Origin of the sequence: Schlesneria paludicola DSM 18645 (genome assembly GCF_000255655.1) — a bacterium.
Taxonomy (GTDB): domain Bacteria; phylum Planctomycetota; class Planctomycetia; order Planctomycetales; family Planctomycetaceae; genus Schlesneria; species Schlesneria paludicola.
The window spans coordinates 1,296,063-1,314,833 of sequence record NZ_JH636434.1; the positions used below are offsets into that span (position 1 = coordinate 1,296,063).

The 18,771-nt window shown below is 56.5% G+C and carries 12 protein-coding genes; 5 read left to right on the forward strand and 7 right to left on the reverse strand.

Annotation, left to right across the window (positions count from 1 at the left end):
• Positions 1-4: 4 nt before the first annotated feature.
• The 3 genes from OSO_RS0106345 to OSO_RS0106355 form a co-directional block, all read right to left on the reverse strand.
• Positions 5-1,372 carry a hypothetical protein gene (locus OSO_RS0106345; protein WP_010582627.1) on the reverse strand — a complete coding sequence of 456 codons (1,368 nt, stop codon included), beginning with the start codon at positions 1,370-1,372 and terminating at the stop codon, positions 5-7.
• On the reverse strand, positions 1,369-2,958 hold the full coding sequence (locus OSO_RS0106350) for an ABC transporter permease (RefSeq protein ID WP_010582628.1): 1,590 nt from the start codon (positions 2,956-2,958) through the stop codon (positions 1,369-1,371). Before OSO_RS0106350 ends, OSO_RS0106345 begins: the two co-directional genes overlap by 4 nt.
• 81 nt (positions 2,959-3,039) lie before the next feature.
• Positions 3,040-3,924, reverse strand: coding sequence for an ABC transporter ATP-binding protein (locus OSO_RS0106355; RefSeq protein ID WP_010582629.1), 885 nt, complete (start codon positions 3,922-3,924; stop codon positions 3,040-3,042).
• 1,008 nt (positions 3,925-4,932) lie between these two features.
• Here OSO_RS0106355 and OSO_RS47520 point away from each other — a divergent pair.
• Together OSO_RS47520 and OSO_RS0106390 are read left to right on the forward strand one after the other, a co-directional pair.
• Positions 4,933-5,451, forward strand: coding sequence for a hypothetical protein (locus OSO_RS47520; protein ID WP_010582632.1), 519 nt, complete (start codon positions 4,933-4,935; stop codon positions 5,449-5,451).
• Positions 5,452-6,104: 653 nt separating this feature from the next.
• Positions 6,105-6,446, forward strand: coding sequence for a hypothetical protein (locus OSO_RS0106390; RefSeq protein WP_010582633.1), 342 nt, complete (start codon positions 6,105-6,107; stop codon positions 6,444-6,446).
• Positions 6,447-6,526: 80 nt separating this feature from the next.
• On the opposite strand, the gene OSO_RS42390 is transcribed toward OSO_RS0106390, so the two are convergent.
• The 4 genes from OSO_RS42390 to OSO_RS0106415 all read right to left on the reverse strand — a co-directional run bounded on the left by OSO_RS42390 (position 6,527) and on the right by OSO_RS0106415 (position 13,278).
• Positions 6,527-7,297 carry a lipoate--protein ligase family protein gene (locus tag OSO_RS42390; RefSeq protein WP_010582634.1) on the reverse strand — a complete coding sequence of 257 codons (771 nt, stop codon included), beginning with the start codon at positions 7,295-7,297 and terminating at the stop codon, positions 6,527-6,529.
• A gap of 132 nt (positions 7,298-7,429) precedes the next feature.
• The gene (gene lpdA, locus OSO_RS0106400) at positions 7,430-8,815 is read right to left on the reverse strand and encodes a dihydrolipoyl dehydrogenase (protein WP_010582635.1); all 1,386 of its coding nucleotides are present in this window, start codon (positions 8,813-8,815) and stop codon (positions 7,430-7,432) included.
• Positions 8,816-8,875: 60 nt separating this feature from the next.
• Complete coding sequence (gene odhB, locus OSO_RS0106405; protein ID WP_010582636.1) at positions 8,876-10,099, reverse strand: 2-oxoglutarate dehydrogenase complex dihydrolipoyllysine-residue succinyltransferase; 1,224 nt, start codon at positions 10,097-10,099, stop codon at positions 8,876-8,878.
• Between the two features lie 89 nt (positions 10,100-10,188).
• Positions 10,189-13,278 (reverse strand): 2-oxoglutarate dehydrogenase E1 component, encoded by a 3,090-nt coding sequence (locus OSO_RS0106415; RefSeq protein WP_010582637.1) that lies wholly within the window; start codon positions 13,276-13,278, stop codon positions 10,189-10,191.
• 542 nt (positions 13,279-13,820) lie between these two features.
• On the opposite strand from OSO_RS0106415, the gene OSO_RS0106425 reads away from it, so the two are divergent.
• The 3 genes from OSO_RS0106425 (at position 13,821) to OSO_RS42400 (ending at position 18,668) form a co-directional block, all read left to right on the forward strand.
• Positions 13,821-15,620, forward strand: coding sequence for a hypothetical protein (locus tag OSO_RS0106425; RefSeq protein WP_010582639.1), 1,800 nt, complete (start codon positions 13,821-13,823; stop codon positions 15,618-15,620).
• A gap of 110 nt (positions 15,621-15,730) precedes the next feature.
• A complete protein-coding gene (locus tag OSO_RS42395; protein ID WP_063710399.1) occupies positions 15,731-17,245 on the forward strand; it encodes a UDP-N-acetylmuramoyl-L-alanyl-D-glutamate--2,6-diaminopimelate ligase in 1,515 nt (504 codons plus the stop codon).
• Position 17,246: 1 nt separating this feature from the next.
• On the forward strand, positions 17,247-18,668 hold the full coding sequence (locus OSO_RS42400; RefSeq protein WP_010582641.1) for a UDP-N-acetylmuramoyl-tripeptide--D-alanyl-D-alanine ligase: 1,422 nt from the start codon (positions 17,247-17,249) through the stop codon (positions 18,666-18,668).
• Positions 18,669-18,771: the final 103 nt, after the last annotated feature.

Here is an 18,771-nt window from a genome sequence, read left to right on the forward strand (position 1 = left end):
ACGATTACCGATTTTCCAAGAACAGTCGCTTGAACTGCTTGTTGACGTTTTCCATCAACTGCGGGTTCTGCTGCTTGAGCTGGACCAGCCACTTGAGTGGATACTCTTCGGGCACCTTCTCTTGATGAATCTGATAGATATCATCCCAGATCTTCCAGCCGAGCACACATTCTTCGCACAGCAGATCTTCATCGACCAGGTCTTTGAATTCGGGCTGTTTGAGCAGTTTGTCGAAACCTTCCATTGCGGCATAAGCGGCAGCGCGGGCCTCTTCAAACTTCTGGGCTTTGAAGAACTGCTTGGCTTCGAAGAAGCTGCGATGTGCTTCGGCCGTTTCCTGTTCGGCTTCCGCGTAGGCACGCATGCGCCAATAACGATAGTTGACCATCTTTTGATACTGGTCGACAGCTCTGCGGACACGCACGGCATCATCTGGCGTCTTCGCGACCTGCTGGATGTCGTCCTGAGTCATTTCCATCCGGATGTCTGATTCATCCGATCCGATGGTCGCATGGAAGATTTCCCGGCCGTACTTTTCAGTCCAGTCCTGACGAGCGATTTCCCATGCGGTTCGTGTTTCTTCCCCGAACTTCCCGTCTTTCTGCAGGCCTTGTGCATAGTCAAACTGGCAACGGGCGGGCGTCGCGCGGAACAAGGTTCGGTCGAGAATGTGCTGCACTCGACTGAGTTCGCGTTCGCACGCTTCCAAGAACCAGTCTTTCGCGACCAGATAATTGTCACGGCCGTCCGGGTTGAGCTCTGGATCAGGTCCGCCCTTGAAGACAGGATCTGGATCGTGCAGGAAGTACTTCCGATACTCGACCGATTCGTCGGCAACACCGATCTTGTGCTGTAGAACTTTACCCATCCGGTAGAAGAGTTCGGTAGACCGTTTGTTGCGGGCAACACCACGTTTGAGCAGCTTCGCGCCTTGCTTAACCCAATAGTACCGATCGGGCACAGCGTCCCATTCGGTCGAGGTGTTGTAGGCGAGATTCCAGCCGTTGATGTCCCACACACGTTCATAGTGTGGCTGAAGTCGCACGATCGATTCCGTTGTGGCCTGCATTTCGGCCCAACGCTTCATGTCCTTTTGTTCGTCGAGTTCAATCCAGAGCAGGTTCACGGCGACGCCGCGCATTCCCAGCAGAACCAGATTGATCGCAGCGCCCGAGGCGTCGACGTCACCGAGATCGCTTTCGCCCAAGTCGTACTTGCTGCGAAGCTGTGAAAGTAATCCGCCTGGATTCTTCTTTCCGTCCTTCTCGGCAGCCCCTTCGGACGGCAAGCTCAATTGGATAATCGGAATCAGCAGGACGATGATACCGACTAGGTACACCAGCTTTCGCTGTTGAGATGTCAATTTGTTCATTTGGACTCCAATTCGCGAATGCGAAGCGCGAAGTACCCAAGCATGACGCAAGGAATAATATAACCGGCGGTGACCAGCAGGCTGGGCAGAATCGAAACATCAAACGGCACATCAAACCCGTTCGCCACAAACTCGCTCATGTTGAACGAACGCAGGCGCGGAATGACCTGCTTACACAGCCACAAGAAGCTGGTCAGCACCGTATCAATAAACTTGATAATCGTGAACGCCGGATTCGCCGGCAATTCGGTTGAGGGGCCCAGGTGCGTCACAAGGCGGTAGATCGATTCGAGGAAACCGCCCCCTTGAACCTCACCCGTCATCAGGGCATCCATGAACTGGTGGGACTTCTTGCCTGACAAGGCAAACAGTACCAGTGTGAGAATTGCAGCGATCGGACCTTTCACCACGGTACTGGCCGAGACGCCAATCATGGTGACCAGAACGAAGATCATGCCGATCCCAAGGATCGCCTTCCAGTAACCCACGGCGAACGGCCGGTCAGGCATGCGAATGAAAAGATCCGCTCGTGCCATCCCGATGTACTGCTCGCGATCGATACAAGCAACTTCCACATAGAGCACGCCGTCTTTGGTCACAAAGTCTTTGAACAGGTCGTATTGAGCGTCGTCGATAGTCAGCTTACGAGGAATTTTATCGAGCTTGCTGCGGAACTCATTGACCGGCTGAGGGTCAGTCGTATACGCCAGCTTCGTCTCAGGATGGTAGATCTTAATATCGTAGAACAAGGGGCGCGACATATCTCCTTTGTAGCTACGAAACGCAGAGAACGAGTTCTCGAGGTTCAAGTTGCCGTCAGAATCGAGCATCGATTCCGAAACCTGGGTGAATCCCCACTGGGCCCGGGCTTTCGTCGCCCCTTCGATGTAACTGCGATAGGCCCAGATATCCCCGACGTTCACCCCCGCCCCCACGTCACCGTTGCGATCGATGAATCGCAGTAGGCCATAAACGGGAACGCGACAGGTGAGCAGACTGCTTGGGATTTGTCGTTGGATCCAGATCTGCCCGACGATGGCCATGATCAGCAGAATGAAGAGTGCGATTACCGAAACGCCAAGCATACGGCCAATGACAATTTCCAGTCGTCGAGCCGGCTTGGTCACGACCGTGTGAATCGATCGCAGGCGAATATCTTCAGGAATTCCGAAGCAGGCCAGAATCAGAATCACCGGAATGGGCAGCCAGGTTAGAGCGGTCAGCACGAAGCTGACGTATACCTTGACGCGGTCGGCCGTCACGCCTTCCGAATCCCCCATGAACCACCCTGCGAACATGAACAGCAGCGCGAAGACCACGAAAACCGACAGCGCTTTGCGTCGATACCCTTCCATGATCGCCAGCCGCGCCAGCGACCAGATGCGGCGGGGTGACAGACTGAAAATGTCTGACAGCATGCCGCGGACTTCCGCGAAGAACACAGTCAATCCGCTCTTGCCACGTGTGAGCAGAAGGCTCGACAGCGACACGAACAGCACCACAAACAATAGGCCAGCAGTGACGACCAACCAGTACAGCGGCGTCAAGACCAGCGAAATTGCATTTTCGGCAGGATCAAAATACATGACGGAGACCGTTGCTCACTAACTAGGATAACGGAAGGACAACCGCGCCAGTGGGCGAAGAAATCAGAATGCCGCCTTGTCTCAGACGACGTTGCGATGACCAGGACGTTCGCGGCTCTCTTGAACCGTCTTCAAGAACAAGTCTTCCAGGTTTGCAGTCGGCTGATCGATCTTGAGCGTGCTCGCGCCGTGTTTCTTCAGCACTTCTTGCACTTCCTTGATCGCCGCGTCGCTGAGCTTGGAACTGAGAATTTGCGTCTCGTCCTGGGCCTTCAGCAACTCGTCCACTCGTCCCATCACCTTCAGTTCACCGCCGTACAGAATCGCGATGCGGTCGCACACATCCTGAACGTCAGCCAGCAAGTGGCTGCACATCAGCACGGTCTTGCCTTGCTTCTTCAGATCCAGAATCAAGTCTTTCATGTCGCGATTACCGAGCGGATCGAGACCGCTGGTTGGTTCGTCGAGCATGACCAGGTCGGGATCGTTGATCAGAGCCTGTGCGACCCCGATACGTCGCGTCATCCCCTTGGAGTACTCTTTCAACTGGCGACGGCGGGCCTGAGGGGCGAGCTTCACCAGATCGAGCAACTTCTCGGACCGCTCTTTTCGCTGGGCGGGCGAGATATTGAACAAGCGACCATAAAAATCCAGCGTTTCGTACGCGTTCAGGAAGCGATAGAGATAGGACTCTTCGGGCAGGTACCCGATCTTTTCGTTCTTGCTCACGTCGGCCGCGGGCTTGCCGAGGATGGTGACATCACCTTCCGTGGGGAACAGCAACCCCAGCAGCAGCTTCAGCGTGGTCGTTTTGCCAGACCCGTTCGGTCCGAGGAGGCCGAAGACTTCCCCCTTGCGGATATCGAGACTGAGGGCATTCAGCGCCTTGACCTTAGGGCGCCCCCAAAAGTCGCGATAAACCTTCGAAAGATTTCGAATTTCAATGACGGCCTCAGACTGGCTCATGCAGGCTCCCGAAGTCTCAATCGATGTTTCGTCGTTTGACGCTGACTAGTGAAAACGCAGTCCGCGCGATTGCGCAGGTGCGATACAGACATCTCCGCTGCCGATGTACGACGAACTCCGAGATTGCGTTTGCTGGTTCACTCAAGATTTCGGAATTCGTGCGAACGTGGAGACCCAACATCCTAAGAACGTCTGAGGCCGCTGACAAGCGGCTGAAGTGCAATCGGCAAAGGGAACTCAGGCTGATCGCACGACAACAGAAAAACTCGCTCAATCGGACCAGTCAGGCAACGACGACAACCTGACCACGCCGCTCCCGATTCCCTCTTCTCAGTTCGCGTGTTCCTTCGGCCGTACTGACCTACGCATTTCCCCCCGCGTCGTCGCGATCTTCCGCACGCTCGCTTTGATGCGAATGTTCAGAATCCTGAGCATAACACCTTTCATTGCGATAATCGTTGTAAACATCAGAAACGGCACAATCGGAACGGCACGCTGCCCTTTCATGCACCGAACAATCGCATAACCCATTGACTGGCAGGCAATTGCGAATTGCGTCGCGAATTTAACGACTGTACGCAATGGGCCGATGGCACGTGTTCTGCTTGAGCTAGCGATTGTCATGAATGCAGCGGTCGTCATGAACAAACGAGTTGTGCGATCGGCCAAGTTCAGATGCGTCCTGGTTCAAGGGACCAAGACGCCAACCCTGTGAATGAATGTCGGCGGTGACCTGAGAGACCATTGCAGACGTCCAGACGCAGACAAATCCGGTGTGTGGCACCGGACCTAATTGACTCAATAGATCGAACTGACGAGGTGGCACGGCTCGTCCCACCCGCTGGCGGAATGGTCTTCACACCAACCTTTCCGTCAGCGGGTGTCGAGTGCCGCACCACTTCGCCAGTTCGATCGCCGGAGTTTTCCCTAAAACGCATGCCGCCCAAGATCCTGTGTCGTGCCTCAGGATTCCGAATCGGATGATCTTGTTCGAGAAAGGTTTTTCCAATGTTGACCCTGTTGCGAGATTTGTCGCGAGACGAGTCCGGTTTCATCCTGTCCGCCGAAATTGTCATTATCCTTACCGTCGCCATCCTGGGGATGGTCGTTGGACTGGTGAATCTACAGAATGCGTTGTTGGGCGAGTTCGCTGACCTGAGCATGGCATTTCAGTCCTTGAATCAGTCTTACAGCACTCCGTCGTACCGCGGTTGCATGAAGTGGTGGGGGGGACGAACTTCATGGGTGGCAGGAAGCACGTTCATCGACATCTATGATGGGTGCGTCTCAAATCCCAACGCGGGCTACTATGCCGCCGACATTCAAGGCGGAACCGGCTACTACTCATCCACCGAAACGTGCCCGATCACGACCGATCAACCGGCCACGACGACATGCCCCACGGGTTGTACGACGGGTTGCCCAACCGACCTCTTGCCGCCCTCGCCAGCACCAAGCACTCCGGCGACACCTGTAACACCTGCACCACAAGGGGCCGCTCCAACAACGCCGCCGGCCACCCCCTGATGCGACTGAAGAATCGAACCGTGATCTGAGGCCTGACCGCTTCAATCCTGTTAACACGTTTGAAGTGTGTAGCCGTCACATTCGTTAACATCTCGACAACAGGCTTAAACGGCTCCTTCGGCGCTGTGTCGAATAATTCGATCGCCCCAATCGTCACAACCTGCAGGATCTCCTAGCGGTTGTGACGATTTTTTGCATTGGTACGGGTCGAACGGTCATTCGCGTGGCACAGATCGTGCATTTTGTGTTGACCGTTCGCCCGCAAGATTGCGGAAGGACACGCCGATCAGTGGCAAGTCTGCCCCCGGCATCAAAGACCTTTACGACTCGACTCTGCTTCAGCATCACCGAGTGACATGACGGACAAAACATCACGTTTTCCCACATTAATCACGGTGATTCTGAGTTCCTGACGAAGCGGCTACTCACCACAGCCGCTTCGTTCTTTCGACACTCACGCGGCATCACCGTCGCGAATTGTTCCCCGCTGCCGAACGGGGGGTGTCCAGCCAACGGCCGGAACGTCCAAATTCGGCGTCAACACCACGAGGATTTCGGCCACACCGAGACCTCACCCCATGCTCGCTCACGCATTTGGAGCACGGGATGGCGTGATTTCAGTCTCTCAACTCGATCGACCAAGGAACCCGGACATGTTTTTGAATCTAATGAACGATGAATCTGGTGTGATCATCTCGGCGGAACTGATTCTGGTCCTGACGCTGGCGGTACTGGCGATGGTGGTGGGACTGAGCGAAGTCGCGATCGCCTGCAACAATGAATTGAACGATCTGTCCAATGCATTCGGGGCGCTCAACCAGTCTTATGCGTTCACAGGCTTCCGCAAATTCGGATTCAAGATGACCAGCTTTATCTCGGGCACGGTCTTCTACGACATGATCGATGACTGCGATTTTAACTCATCATGCGACCTGGTCTGCAGCGGCCCCATCGTGGGCGAAGGGTTTGGCTACGGGTTGGCTGGCGGGTTCTGATCTGACCGCTTGATCGCCAGACAATCTCCATCAACACAGCGACAGCAGGCAGATCAACAGCATCGCTTCCGCGAGGGCGGTCACATGGGCGGTGCGATGTTCCAATCAACGTGTTGCGAGCGAGTATCGACGATTCGCTGAACGTCCCCCACGATCTCGGGCGGAATCGGTCCGTCGATCGCACACCAGGCGTCGCTGACGCAACGCTTCAGATCTTCGAGACGGGCATTCAGGTTCCCGACGAAGTCTGGATGCCGACGCGCCTGTCGATAGTCGGGTTCGCGTGATGGATGTCGCAGACAGCGTTCGAGCAACGCGAGATCGAAATCGTGAAGCAGCGTTCCATGGTGAATGAAGGCATTCCGTAGCCAGCGTTGGGCGTTACCGGAAAACTTCAGACCACCACACACAAGATCGCTCGTCCCGCGGACTTCAATCTCGGGATTCATCGACCGCAATCCCTTGGCGGTGCGTTCCATCAGTTCCGAGGTCACACCTGAAACGCCGAGGGTGCGGAGCAGGGGATTGAGCGGCAAGACCAGTGAGTAGCAAAGACACCCCGGTCCGACCAGAACCGTGCCACCGCCACTGGCTCGACGCAGGATCGGAATCCCTGCGGCGGCACAGTGATCGACGTCGACTTCGGTTGCGACGTTATTGGAACGTCCCAACACGACGAAGTATGTCGACGGCTGCCACAATCGAAGGTAGGCTCCTGCGTCTGGACTCTGATCGACATGGTGAAGGATCGCTTCATCGAGCGCCAGGTTTTCCGATGGCGTTGGCAGCGTCAGTTCAGAGCGCAGCACTGTCCCAGGCCATAACGATTCCGGAACTGGCGTGTCCGTCATGGAATCCACCTGGGGTTCTTCAAACCAGAATTGACGCGTCGACGAACTCGCCGCAAGCCAGCGTGCGGACGACGCTCACAAACCTGTCGGGACCAAGGGTGGTGCTGCGCGGCAACCACCATTCGCCGACGACTACATGTGGATCGTACGACCATCGACGGCGTATGCGGCCTCTTTGATCGCCTCTGCGAGCGTCGGATGAGCGTGGCTCGTCCGCGCGATATCTTCACTGCTGGCACCAAATTCAATCGCGGCAACCGCTTCGGCAATCAAGTCGCCAGCATGGGCGCCAATGATATGAACCCCGAGCACTCGATCGGTTTCGGCGTGCGCCAGGATCTTGACCCGACCTTCAGTCCGGCCAATCGCCTTGGCTCGACCGTTCGCGATGAAAGGGAATAGCCCCTTGCGATAGGGAATTCCCGAGTCCTTCAATTGCTCTTCGGTCTTGCCAACGCTGGCGATTTCCGGATCGGTATAGACCACACCGGGAATCGCGTCGTAGTTCACGTGGCAATATTTGCCCGCAATCCCTTCGGCACAGGCCACCCCTTCTTCTTCCGCCTTATGAGCCAGCATTGGCCCAGGAATGCAGTCGCCGATGGCATAGATTCCGGGGATCGAGGTTTCGAACGAATGAGGATCGATGGTGATGAAACCGCGTTGATTGCGGGCGACGTTGAGCTTTTCCAGACCGATATCGTCTGTGTTCGGCAAACGTCCGACGGCCAGCAAAACGCGATCGCATTCGATCGGTGGCTGACCGTCACATTCAACCACGCAGCCGGCACCTTTGACGCGGGCGCCAGTGACTCGCATGCCCAAGCGAAACTCAAGTCCTTGCTTTTGCAGGATCTTCTGGGCTTCGGTCGCGATTTCGGTATCCATCCCTGGCAGGATGCGATCAAGATATTCGAGAACGGTGACCTTCGCGCCCAGTCGCGCCCAGACGCAACCGAGTTCCAGACCGATCACCCCCGCGCCGATCACAACTAGATGCTTTGGCACTTCCGGAAACGAGAGCGCTTCGGTGCTCGTCCCGATCATGGTGCCGTCGACTTCAACGCCCTTCAGTGGAGCAGAGCGACTTCCTGTCGCAATGATGATTTTCTTCGCCGTGATCTCAACGGGTTGAGCACCTTCGACAGCGACTTTCCCCGGAGCCACAATTCGACCGCGGCCGGTATAGCGAGTGATCTTGTTCTTGCGAAACAGGCCAGCGATTCCGTTGGTCAAACCGGTGACGACGGTGTCTTTCCGTTTCATCATGGCCGGCAGATCCAGCTTCACATCTCCGACGGTGACACCGTATTCGGAAAGGTGATGCTGCGCCATCTTATACAGTTCGCTCGCTTCGAGCAGCGCCTTGCTGGGGATACAACCAATCCGCAGACAGGTTCCTCCCAATGCATTGGCTTCTTCGATGCAAGCGACGTTCATTCCGAGTTGAGCGGCGCGAATCGCGGCGACATAGCCGCCTGGACCCGCTCCGATAACCACCAAATCATGTTCTGGCATGTTTGCTCCCGATGATCTTCCAAGAAACTGACGCGTCGACACTCAAGAATCGAGCGACAATCACACATCGAGAAGCAAACGAACGGGGTTTTCAAGACAATCTTTGATTCGCTTGAGGAACGTGACCGCTTCACGGCCGTCAACGATTCGGTGGTCGTAGGTCAGAGCCAGATACATCATGGGACGAATCACAACCTGTCCGTCACGAGCAACCGGACGATCCTGAATTGAGTGCATGCCGAGCACACCGCTTTGGGGCGGATTCACGATTGGTGTCGACAGCAACGATCCATAGACGCCGCCGTTGGTGATCGTGAACGTTCCGCCCGTCAGTTCTTGTGGGCTGAGCGTGTTGCTTTTGACCTTATTGGCAAATTCGGCAATCGCCTGCTCGATCTGGGCAAACCCCATTCGTTCGGCGTTTCGCAGCACGGGCACAACCAGTCCCTTGCCGCCGCCGATGGCGATCCCGATGTCGAAATAGTTGTGATAGACGATTTCCGTCCCCTGAATCTCGGCATTGATCGCAGGAAACGTCTGCAGGGCGTCGATCGCGGCTTTCACGAAGAACGACATGAAACCCAACTTGATCCCGTATCGTTGGGTGAATGCGTCTTGATGCTGCTTTCGCAGGTCCATGATCGCGGTCATGTCGACTTCGTTGAACGTCGTCAACAAGGCCGCCGTGCTTTGAGCTTCGACCAGACGTGAGGCGATTCGTTTCCGAATCGGGCTCATCATTTGACGCTTTTCCGACCGCTCACCCGTCACAATGGTGCGGACAGTTTCGACAGGTGGCTTAGGAGCCGGTGCGGGGGCCGGTTGAGCGGCAGCCGCTGAAACCTGCTTCTGCACATCTTCTTTCAGGATCCGACCACCAGGTCCGGTCGGAGTGACTTGCGATGGCTTCACGCCATTTTCGGACATCATTGCCGCGGCAGACGGCATGACGCGTGGTTCCGCGGACGGCGAGACTTTCGCGGTGGCGGCAGCAGCGGCCGGGGCCGGAGCAGCTGCTGCGGGGGCTGTCGGAGCGGTCGCGGTTTCGTCAATCAACGCGATGACCGCAGGAAGTGGTATCGTGTCGCCAGCATTGAAGAGCAGTTTTGTGACAACTCCCGCTTTGGGAGCCGGCCACTTCGTCGTGGCCTTGTCGCTTTCCAGTTCAACCAGATCCGCATCCACGGCGATCGCGTCGCCAACCTGCTTGAGCCATTCCACGACGACGACTTCGGAGACCGAATCGCCAAAATCACCCTTCTTCAGCTGCACTTCGACTGTCATGAGACTTCGTCGTCCTTTACACGTCAAAAAACGGGATCTGTTCAAAGTTGAGAAGATCGCGAGCGCGTTCAATCGCCTGCGCTAAACGATCAATGATGCCCGACAGGTTTCGTCGATTTGCCGATGACCTTCGTCAGAATTTCGTCCTGCTCAAGATCGTGGCTTGTATGGGAACCCGTCGCGGGACTTGCGGACGCAGGACGACATTCCACCGACAGTGGATATCGCCCGAAAATCGCGTCGCCCCAAAGGACTCGCAGGAATCGCCAGGCACCCATGTTTTCCGGTTCTTCCTGAGCCCATACCACCGGTGTCCCCTCGGGATAGGCTGCCAACGCTTCTTCGAGCTCTTGCATTGGAACAGGATAGAGCTGTTCCAGCCGCAAGATCGCCACGTCGGTCCGTTGCAATTCTTCTCGGCGAGCCGCCAGATCGTAGTAGACTTTTCCCGAGCAAAGGACAATCTGCCGGACTTCGCTGGCAGGTCGCCCCAAGGTGTCGGGCAGAATCCGACGGAACGTCCCGGTCGCGAGATCCGCAAAGGTCGATGTCGCTTCGCGCATTCTCAACATGGCTTTTGGCGTCATCACCACCAATGGCTTTCGCCATTTCCGCAGGACTTGCCGGCGCAGCACATGGAAGATCTGGGCGGGCGTTGTCGGGTAGACGACCTGGATATTGTCTTCCGCGGCCAGTTGCAGGAACCGTTCCAACCGGGCACTGGAGTGCTCGGGGCCGTTTCCTTCAAACCCGTGTGGAAGCAGCATCACAAGACCGCTCAACCGATTCCACTTGTCTTCCGCGCTGACGATGAACTGGTCGATGATCACCTGGGCGACGTTGACGAAGTCACCGAATTGCGCTTCCCAGCAAATCAGGCCATCCGGCGTGTCGAGACTGTAGCCGTACTCATAGCCCAGCACGGCGGCTTCGCACAGGCAGCTATTGTAGACTTCAATCTTCGCCTGATCAGTCGACAGATGTGCCAACGGCATATAGGTCTGGCCGTTGTTGACGTCGTGCAGAACGGCATGCCGGTGCGAGAATGTACCACGTTCCGCGTCCTGCCCGTGAACTCGAACGCGGTGACCTTCCAGACTGAGGGTTGCGAACGCGAGAACTTCGCCTGCCGCCCAATCGAGTGGTTGCTTGCCTTGCGCAATCGCCAATCGCTTCTGGAGAATCCCCGTCGAACGATCGTTGACGATCCCCGAGTGCGGGTGGAATCCGGCGGGAAGCTGCGTCAATTTCTCGAGAATTCCCGCCAACTTGGATTCATCAACCCCCGTGTTGACGTCGGGGATCCCGGCTTCGTTTCCACCGAGATAGCCGCGCCACAGACCCTGAAGCATATCCCAGCGATGCTCGTAGTTGGGACCGTTGGAAACTTCGAGTTCTGACTCGAGTTGCTGACGGTGGGCGAATTGAAGTCGATTCGCTTCCTCTTCGGAGATATCGCCCATCTTGAGCAATTTGTCCAAGTAGCTTTGACCGACCTTCTTTCGCGAACGAATTTCGCGGTACATCAAAGGCTGCGTGAACGACGGATCATCGTTCTCGTTGTGGCCACGCAATCGATAGCAGTACATGTCGATCACGACGTCGCTGTGGAACTGATGACGGAAATCCATCGCCAGCCGAACGACCTGTGCCACCGCTTCCGGATCTTCACCATTCACGTGGAAGATCGGAATTTGCAGCATCTTGGCCACATCGGTCGCATACGGCGTTGAACGCGCCTGCAGCGGCCCGGTTGTGAATCCAATCTGATTGTTGACGACAATGTGCACGGTCCCACCGATGCGCGTTGCGTCCAGTTGATTGAGGTTCAGCGTTTCCTGGATGATCCCTTCACCTGCGAAGGCCGCATCCCCGTGAATCAACAGACAGACCACCTTTTCGCGTTCCGTGTCGCCATGACGGTCCTGCTTCGAGCGCACGCGCCCCATGGCCACGGCGTTGACGAATTCCAGGTGGCTGGGGTTAAAACACAACGATAGGTGCATTTTGCGGCCATCGCCGGAATGCCAGTCGTTGCTGTAACCGAGATGGTATTTGACGTCGCCGCGCCCGGTATTCAGTTCCGGATCAAGGTCAGCGAACTCGCGGAAAATGGCGCGCGGCGCTTTACCCATGATGCTGGCCAGCACGTTCAGTCGACCGCGGTGCGCCATCCCCAGGACGATTTCTTCGATTCCCTGATCGGCGGCCTGGTAAATGGCGAGTTCCAGCAGCGGAATGAGCGTCTCGGCCCCTTCCAGTGAGAAGCTTTTCGCGCCTTTGAACTTGTTGAGGATGAATTCCTCGAACACCACGGCGTCGCTCAACCGCTTCAGAATTCGCTTTTGTTCATCGCGCGTGAGTTGGATGCGGTTTTCGGTCGCTTCCATCCGCGTCTGAAGCCATTCCCGGACAATCGGATCGTCGATATGCATGAACTGCACGCCGATCGAGCGGCAGTACGTATTGCGCATCCACTGGTTGATGTCGCTGACGGTACGTACATTTTGCCCGCTGGCCGTCAGTGTCGATACCTGGCGGTGCAGATCCGCTTCCGAGAGTCCGCAACTCGTCGGATCGAGTTCGGTCACTTTGGGCCGAGGCTGACCGAGCGGGTCGATATCCGCGTTGTAGTGCCCCATGATTCGATAATTACGAATCAATCGTTCGACGCGTTCCTGTAGGATCGCATAGTCGAGCTGAATGGGGCTGACAACACCGGTTCCCACCGACGGCGCACGGAACAGACTTGGGTCGTGCAGTTCGCCGCCCGATCGAGTCTGGCTGTCGACAATCTGCTGGAAATAGTCCTGCCACTCTGGTGACACCGTATCTGGATTATTCAAATAATCCAGATACAGCGACTCGACATACGTCAAGTTCGAGTCATGAGAATGACTACCCATTTCAGGTTCCGCGTAGGCAGGATCGCTATTGCGCGACGCGTTAGAACTGGCTTTGCTCTTCTCTGAGCGAGCCGCAAGCGTATCTGAAGGACTCATCTTGATCGTTTCTGATCCCGAGTCAGGCGGGGGACGACGTTCGACGGCAACAGTTGGCCGAAACCTTTCCCACGCTTGAAATACCAATCGAAAGAACTCAGTGCCACATAAGCTCAGCGGCTTTGTCGCCAATTCTACGCAGTTGGATGAAATAACCCAAGTTGCGCTGGCAAACATCGCCAGATACTTTAACAGACCGTAGCAAGAATGAGGAGAATAGCAAACAGGAAATTTAAGCGCTTTTCGGAGACATTTGGGCCTGTACCTGCCGTTTGCCCCTATACCTGCCGATTACCGAAGTGCACGGGGAAGTGCGACTGACATCACCCGCACTGAAATGGCTCGATAAACCAAGATGGATCGAAGGAAGTGACTTGAAATCTATCCGCCTTGCTGTAACTTGCCTGAATTCCTCGTGATGAGTCTCGTTGCGCGCCTGGCGTTCAACAAATTGACCGACCAGCGAGGATGGTTCTGCCCGACCTCGGCCCTGTCTTTCGCAGGGTTTTCGCCGGGCAAATCCCTTTTTTGTCCACCGACTGTTCGCCTCGTACAATGTCGTGAAAGCACTTTTCTGCAAGATGATTCGGCATTTCCATTGTCTGCAATCGGAATTCGAGCGAATTGCTGATCTTCAGAAATTCCGCATGGACAGCCGTTCGAACGTTGGTGCCGCGGTCGAAATGCATTGACAACTGAGTGGGGAAGGCCGCCGAACCATGCCCGTCAAAGTAAAGTGCAGCAATTGCGAGAAGGTGCTGTCCGTACCGGACACCGCTCGTGGCAAAGCCGTCAAATGTCCGAATTGCGAGACGCGCATTCCCATCCCCGCAGCCGCCACGAGCAGCAAGCCGGCCGCCGCGAAAGCCAAAGCGAAAAAGGCGGCGGCCCCGGTTGACAGCGAATTTGCGCTCGCGACCTTTGACATGCGTCGTGCGGAAGACACCTCGGCCCGCATTTGCGCCAAATGCGGCTTCGATATGAAGTATCAGGACGAGGAGGACACCGAGTGCCCCGAATGCGGGTACGACTCGGGCCTCGGCGGCATCGGGGCGAAAGCCCGAAAGAAATCGCTCAAAGGCCCCGACCCCGCCGACTTTTATCCGCGATTGTTCCGCGATTCATGGAAGTTCGTCGGCAAAAACCAGTTCCTGGCTCTTCGCAGCTCAATCTATACCCTCGTCGCCACAACGTTCACACTGTTGTGCCTGTTTCTGTTCCTCTGGATCTCGATGTGGCCGCCGCGACTGTTTCTCGCGCTGTGCTGCACGATCAGTTTTCTCGTGATTCCCGGCTGGATGTGGTTTCTCGATACCGAAATCATCAAGCTGACGCTCGAGGGGAAAGACAAATTCAAGAAGTTGAATTTTGACTTCTTCTTGTCGAGTGCACTCGGGGCGGCGTCTGTGGTGTGGTGCCTCGTCGTGATGCTCCCGCTGATCCTGATCCCCACAATGGTTGGGTATGTGGTCATCAACTATCTGGGCGGCACACCTGAAATCGTGTTCCCGATCTGCATCGCCATGGGAATTCTGCCCGCAATCTGGATGTTGCCGGTGGCCATGGCGCACATGGCGATGCCCGTCATGTACAAAGGCTGGATGGTCTGGAAACTCGTCCCCATGTGGGCCCGCACCATTAAGCCACTAAGCGTCTGGCTCATGTGGTTTCTTCTGACGAACACGCTGAACATCGCGGGAATCGGGGTCATTGCCGGTGTTTACGGCCCTGATCTGGTCACGATTGCTTCCAATATGGAAGAAAACGCCACTGTCGCACGAAAGAAGTTCGCACTGGAACTGAACCCCGTGCTGAAGAAAAAAGGGGCGGCACCTGTCGAGCCGGAAAAATTTCCAGACCCACACGTTATCAACTTTCAGCCGATTATCGTCCCATGCGTCCTCCTGCTGGTCATGAGCCTGGCGAACGGGTTTACGAGCATGTTCAACATGCGAACCAACGGTCAGTTTGTCTACTACAACCGAGACTCGCTGGAATTGGTTGATCGCAAGAAAGAGTACAAGTACATCGCGAAGGAGAAGCGAGACGAGGACGAAGACGAGAAACCAAAGACGACTACCCAACTGATTGTCGACGCCCTGGTCTTCTTCATGGTCTTCGACCTGATGGGATTGGTCGGTGGAATGTTGTACGGATCATTCACCCAGGCCGGCTCAACGAAAGGCATCATCCTCGGCATGTTGATGGGGCAGTCATTCGCCAACCTTGCGGTTTATGGTCAGAACATCAAATCCGCCTTCCAGGAAAGCGTGGGCTGGGGAGCGTTGACGATCTTCACGTATCCGATCGGATATCTGGTCTTTATTTTCAAGAGCTTTGAAGAGCGCAAAGGGGATCTCTTCAAAGTCGGGCTAAGCTACTTTTTTTCAATTTTCCTATTCATCGTCGCGTACTCCGGTGGAGTGCTGACGGACGATTCCGCTGTCCCGGGGCCGGCCGGACAGGAAGCCGTGGAGCCCGATGCGCCCGCCGCGAAACCCGAAGCTCCCCCGCTGTAGGCCACTTACGAAGACTCCCTGCGACGAAATCGTCTTGACCGGTTCGGAAGAATCAAGGACAAGTCGGCCGAGTGACGGTTGAAAACAACGATCGCAGGGAGGCGTTCGGCGTGAATCAAGGGGCAGAATTTTCGTACGCCGTAAGCTTAAGGCGGTTGCTGCCTCAGGCAAATTTCGTCGGCTGTACGAACCTCTGTGTCACCGACGCTGTTGAGCGAAGTACTGACGCTCGCCCGGGTTCGTTGTTCGCAGTCATTCGCGGAACCAGGGTGGATGCCCGTCAATTTCTTCAGGACGCGATCTCACGAAATCCCGCCGGACTTCTGGTCGATGAAGCGATCCCCAATCTCGCCATTCCGCAATGTATTGTGAAAGATGTGCGATCGTCCTATTCACGGGTCTGTGAATCTCTGGCGGGCGAGCCCTCACGCCGCCTGAAAACAGCCGGAATCACTGGCACCAATGGAAAAACGACGACAAGCTGGCTGATCCGCAGCCTGCTCGAACAGTCAGGGCATCGCTGTGGCGTGTTGGGAACCGTGGAATACTCTGATGGTCAGCGAACGGAATCGGCAACTCTGACGACACCGGACTCGCGAACTTTGGCTCAATGGCTAGGCCAGATGGTCCGCACCGGGACGGACTATGCCTCAATCGAACTTTCGAGCCACGCGCTACACCAAGGACGTGCGGCCGGAATTGAGCTGGAAGCGGCGGTGATCACGAATATCACCCAGGATCACTTCGACTATCACCAGACGTTCGATGCTTACCTCAAGGCGAAAGCCAAGATCTGCGACATGGTTCGACCGGGCGGGTTGATTGCCCTGAACCTTGACGATCCTGGTGCCCAGACGATTCACAGACGGCAGGGTCAGTCACACCTGTGTCAGACATTCGGATTGACGCCCGCCGCGGACATTTCCGCCCAGATCCGAGACCAGTCGCTGACCGGCACACGTTTTCGCCTGCAGCTCAATGGAAAGACCTGGGACTGCGCCACTCGATTGATTGGCCGCCACAACCTTTCGAACATTCTTGGTGCCGTGGCAGTCTGTACACACTTTGGCCTGACCCCACAGGAAATCGTGGCAGGAATCGAAGAGTTTCGTTGTGTCCCCGGACGACTGGAGCGCGTCGACTGCGGGCAGCCATTCGAAGCCTTTGTCGACTATGCCCATACCGACGATGCACTGCAGCGATGCTTGAGCGGCCTTCGTGCCCTCACCCCTGGACGGGTCATTTGCATTTTCGGGGCCGGTGGCGACCGGGACCGCACAAAGCGTCCCAAACTGGGCCGCGCGGCATTGACTGCCGACATCGCAATCGTGACCAGCGACAACCCTCGCAGCGAAAACCCCAACCGGATCATTGACGAGATTCTCGCCGGGATGGGTGAATCGACACAGAAAATCGTCGTCGAGCCCGATCGCCGCAGCGCGATCAAACTCGCGCTGGAAATCGCATCCCCTGGCGACTGCGTTTTGATCGCCGGAAAAGGCCATGAATGCGAGCAGATCATTGGCGGCGACCGCATTCCATTCGACGATCGCCAAATCACCCGCGAAATTCTGCGTGAACGGTGGCAACCTTTGGCACAACCCCAGTTACGGGTGAGCGCATAACATGAAGCGGCTCACCATCCGAAATCTGATGCTGGCAACCGGGGGGCGGCTGCGCGATCTGAACACGCCCGACACCGAATTTGACCGCGTCAGTATCGACTCACGCGACGTTCGGCGAGGCGATATTTTCTGGGCGCTTCGCGGCGAGCGAGAGGACGGCCACAACTTCACGGCACAAGCACTCGAGCGACAGGCCCATTTGTGCGTCGTCTCGGCCGACCGGGCGGAGCGACTGACCGGGCCAATGCTGATCGTGGATGATCCCCTGTCCGCCTTGGGACGATTTGGAAATTGGTACCGTCGCCAAATGGACGCCATGGTCATCGGAGTCACCGGCAGCGTCGGAAAGACCACCACTCGCGAACTGATTTTCTCGGCATTGAGCGACCATTTCGAAGGCACGCGCAGTCCGTCAAACTTCAATAGCCAGATCGGCCTGCCCTTAAGCCTGCTCGAACTCGATCAGGAACACGAATTCGCCGTGCTGGAAATGGGAGCCTCGGAAATCGGGAACATTCGCCGGCTATGCGAGTTGGCACTTCCCGAAGTCGGCGTGATCACGGCGGTCGGCGCCGCACACCTTGAATCGTTCGGCTCGATCGAAGCCATTGTCGAAACCAAGGGCGAGCTTCTCGAACAACTTCCCACCACTGGCTTTGCAGTACTTCCCGGTGACGATTCGACGGTCCGGCAAATGGCGGATCGAGCGCCTTGTCCCGTCATTTTCGTGGGCCAGGGCGACGACAACCACATCCAGGCAACCGACGTCGCGATCCACAACAGGTGCCTGCAATTTAGCTGCGAGGGTGCACGATTCAGCCTTCCCTTGTCCGGACGTCATCTGATTTCCAATGCCCTGTGCGCAATCGCGATCGGCCTGGAAGTCGGCATGTCGCCCTGCGCAATCGCTTCGGGACTGGCGAAATTTTCGCCTCTCGCCGGCCGTGGTCGGATGACACAGGTGGGTACCTGGACCGTTATTGACGAGACCTACAACGCCAGTCCGCTCGCGGTGTCTGCCGCCTGTCGACTGCTGGCCGACACGTCCACACCAGCCATGAGCCAACGGTTGCTGGTTTTGGGAGACATGCTCGAGCTGGGACCGTCAGCCGCGCACGAACACGAACGAATCGGACAACTCGCCGCGCAGCTTTGTGTAGACCGCCTGCTGACGTGCGGTCGGCACGCGGATGACATCGCCCGTGGCGCGGCGCGGGCGGGAATGGGATCTCATCAGATCGTGGCTGCGAAGGACGTGGAAACGCTTCTGGCGGTACTCGACTGCTGGCTGCAGCCGCACGACACGCTGCTTGTCAAAGGGTCGCGTGCGACACGAATGGAGCGCATCATCGAATGGTTGCGAGACCGGGCACAACAAGAGGAACACCAGCGGCAGATCAAACCGCAACGATACTGTGCGTGAAATGAAAACGAGGGTTTTGAAGAGAGAAAGGTTCCGTCACATGCGATTGATTTGCGGGAATTGATCGCTCGTCCGGGTCGCGCCGGGCCTTCACGTATTCGAT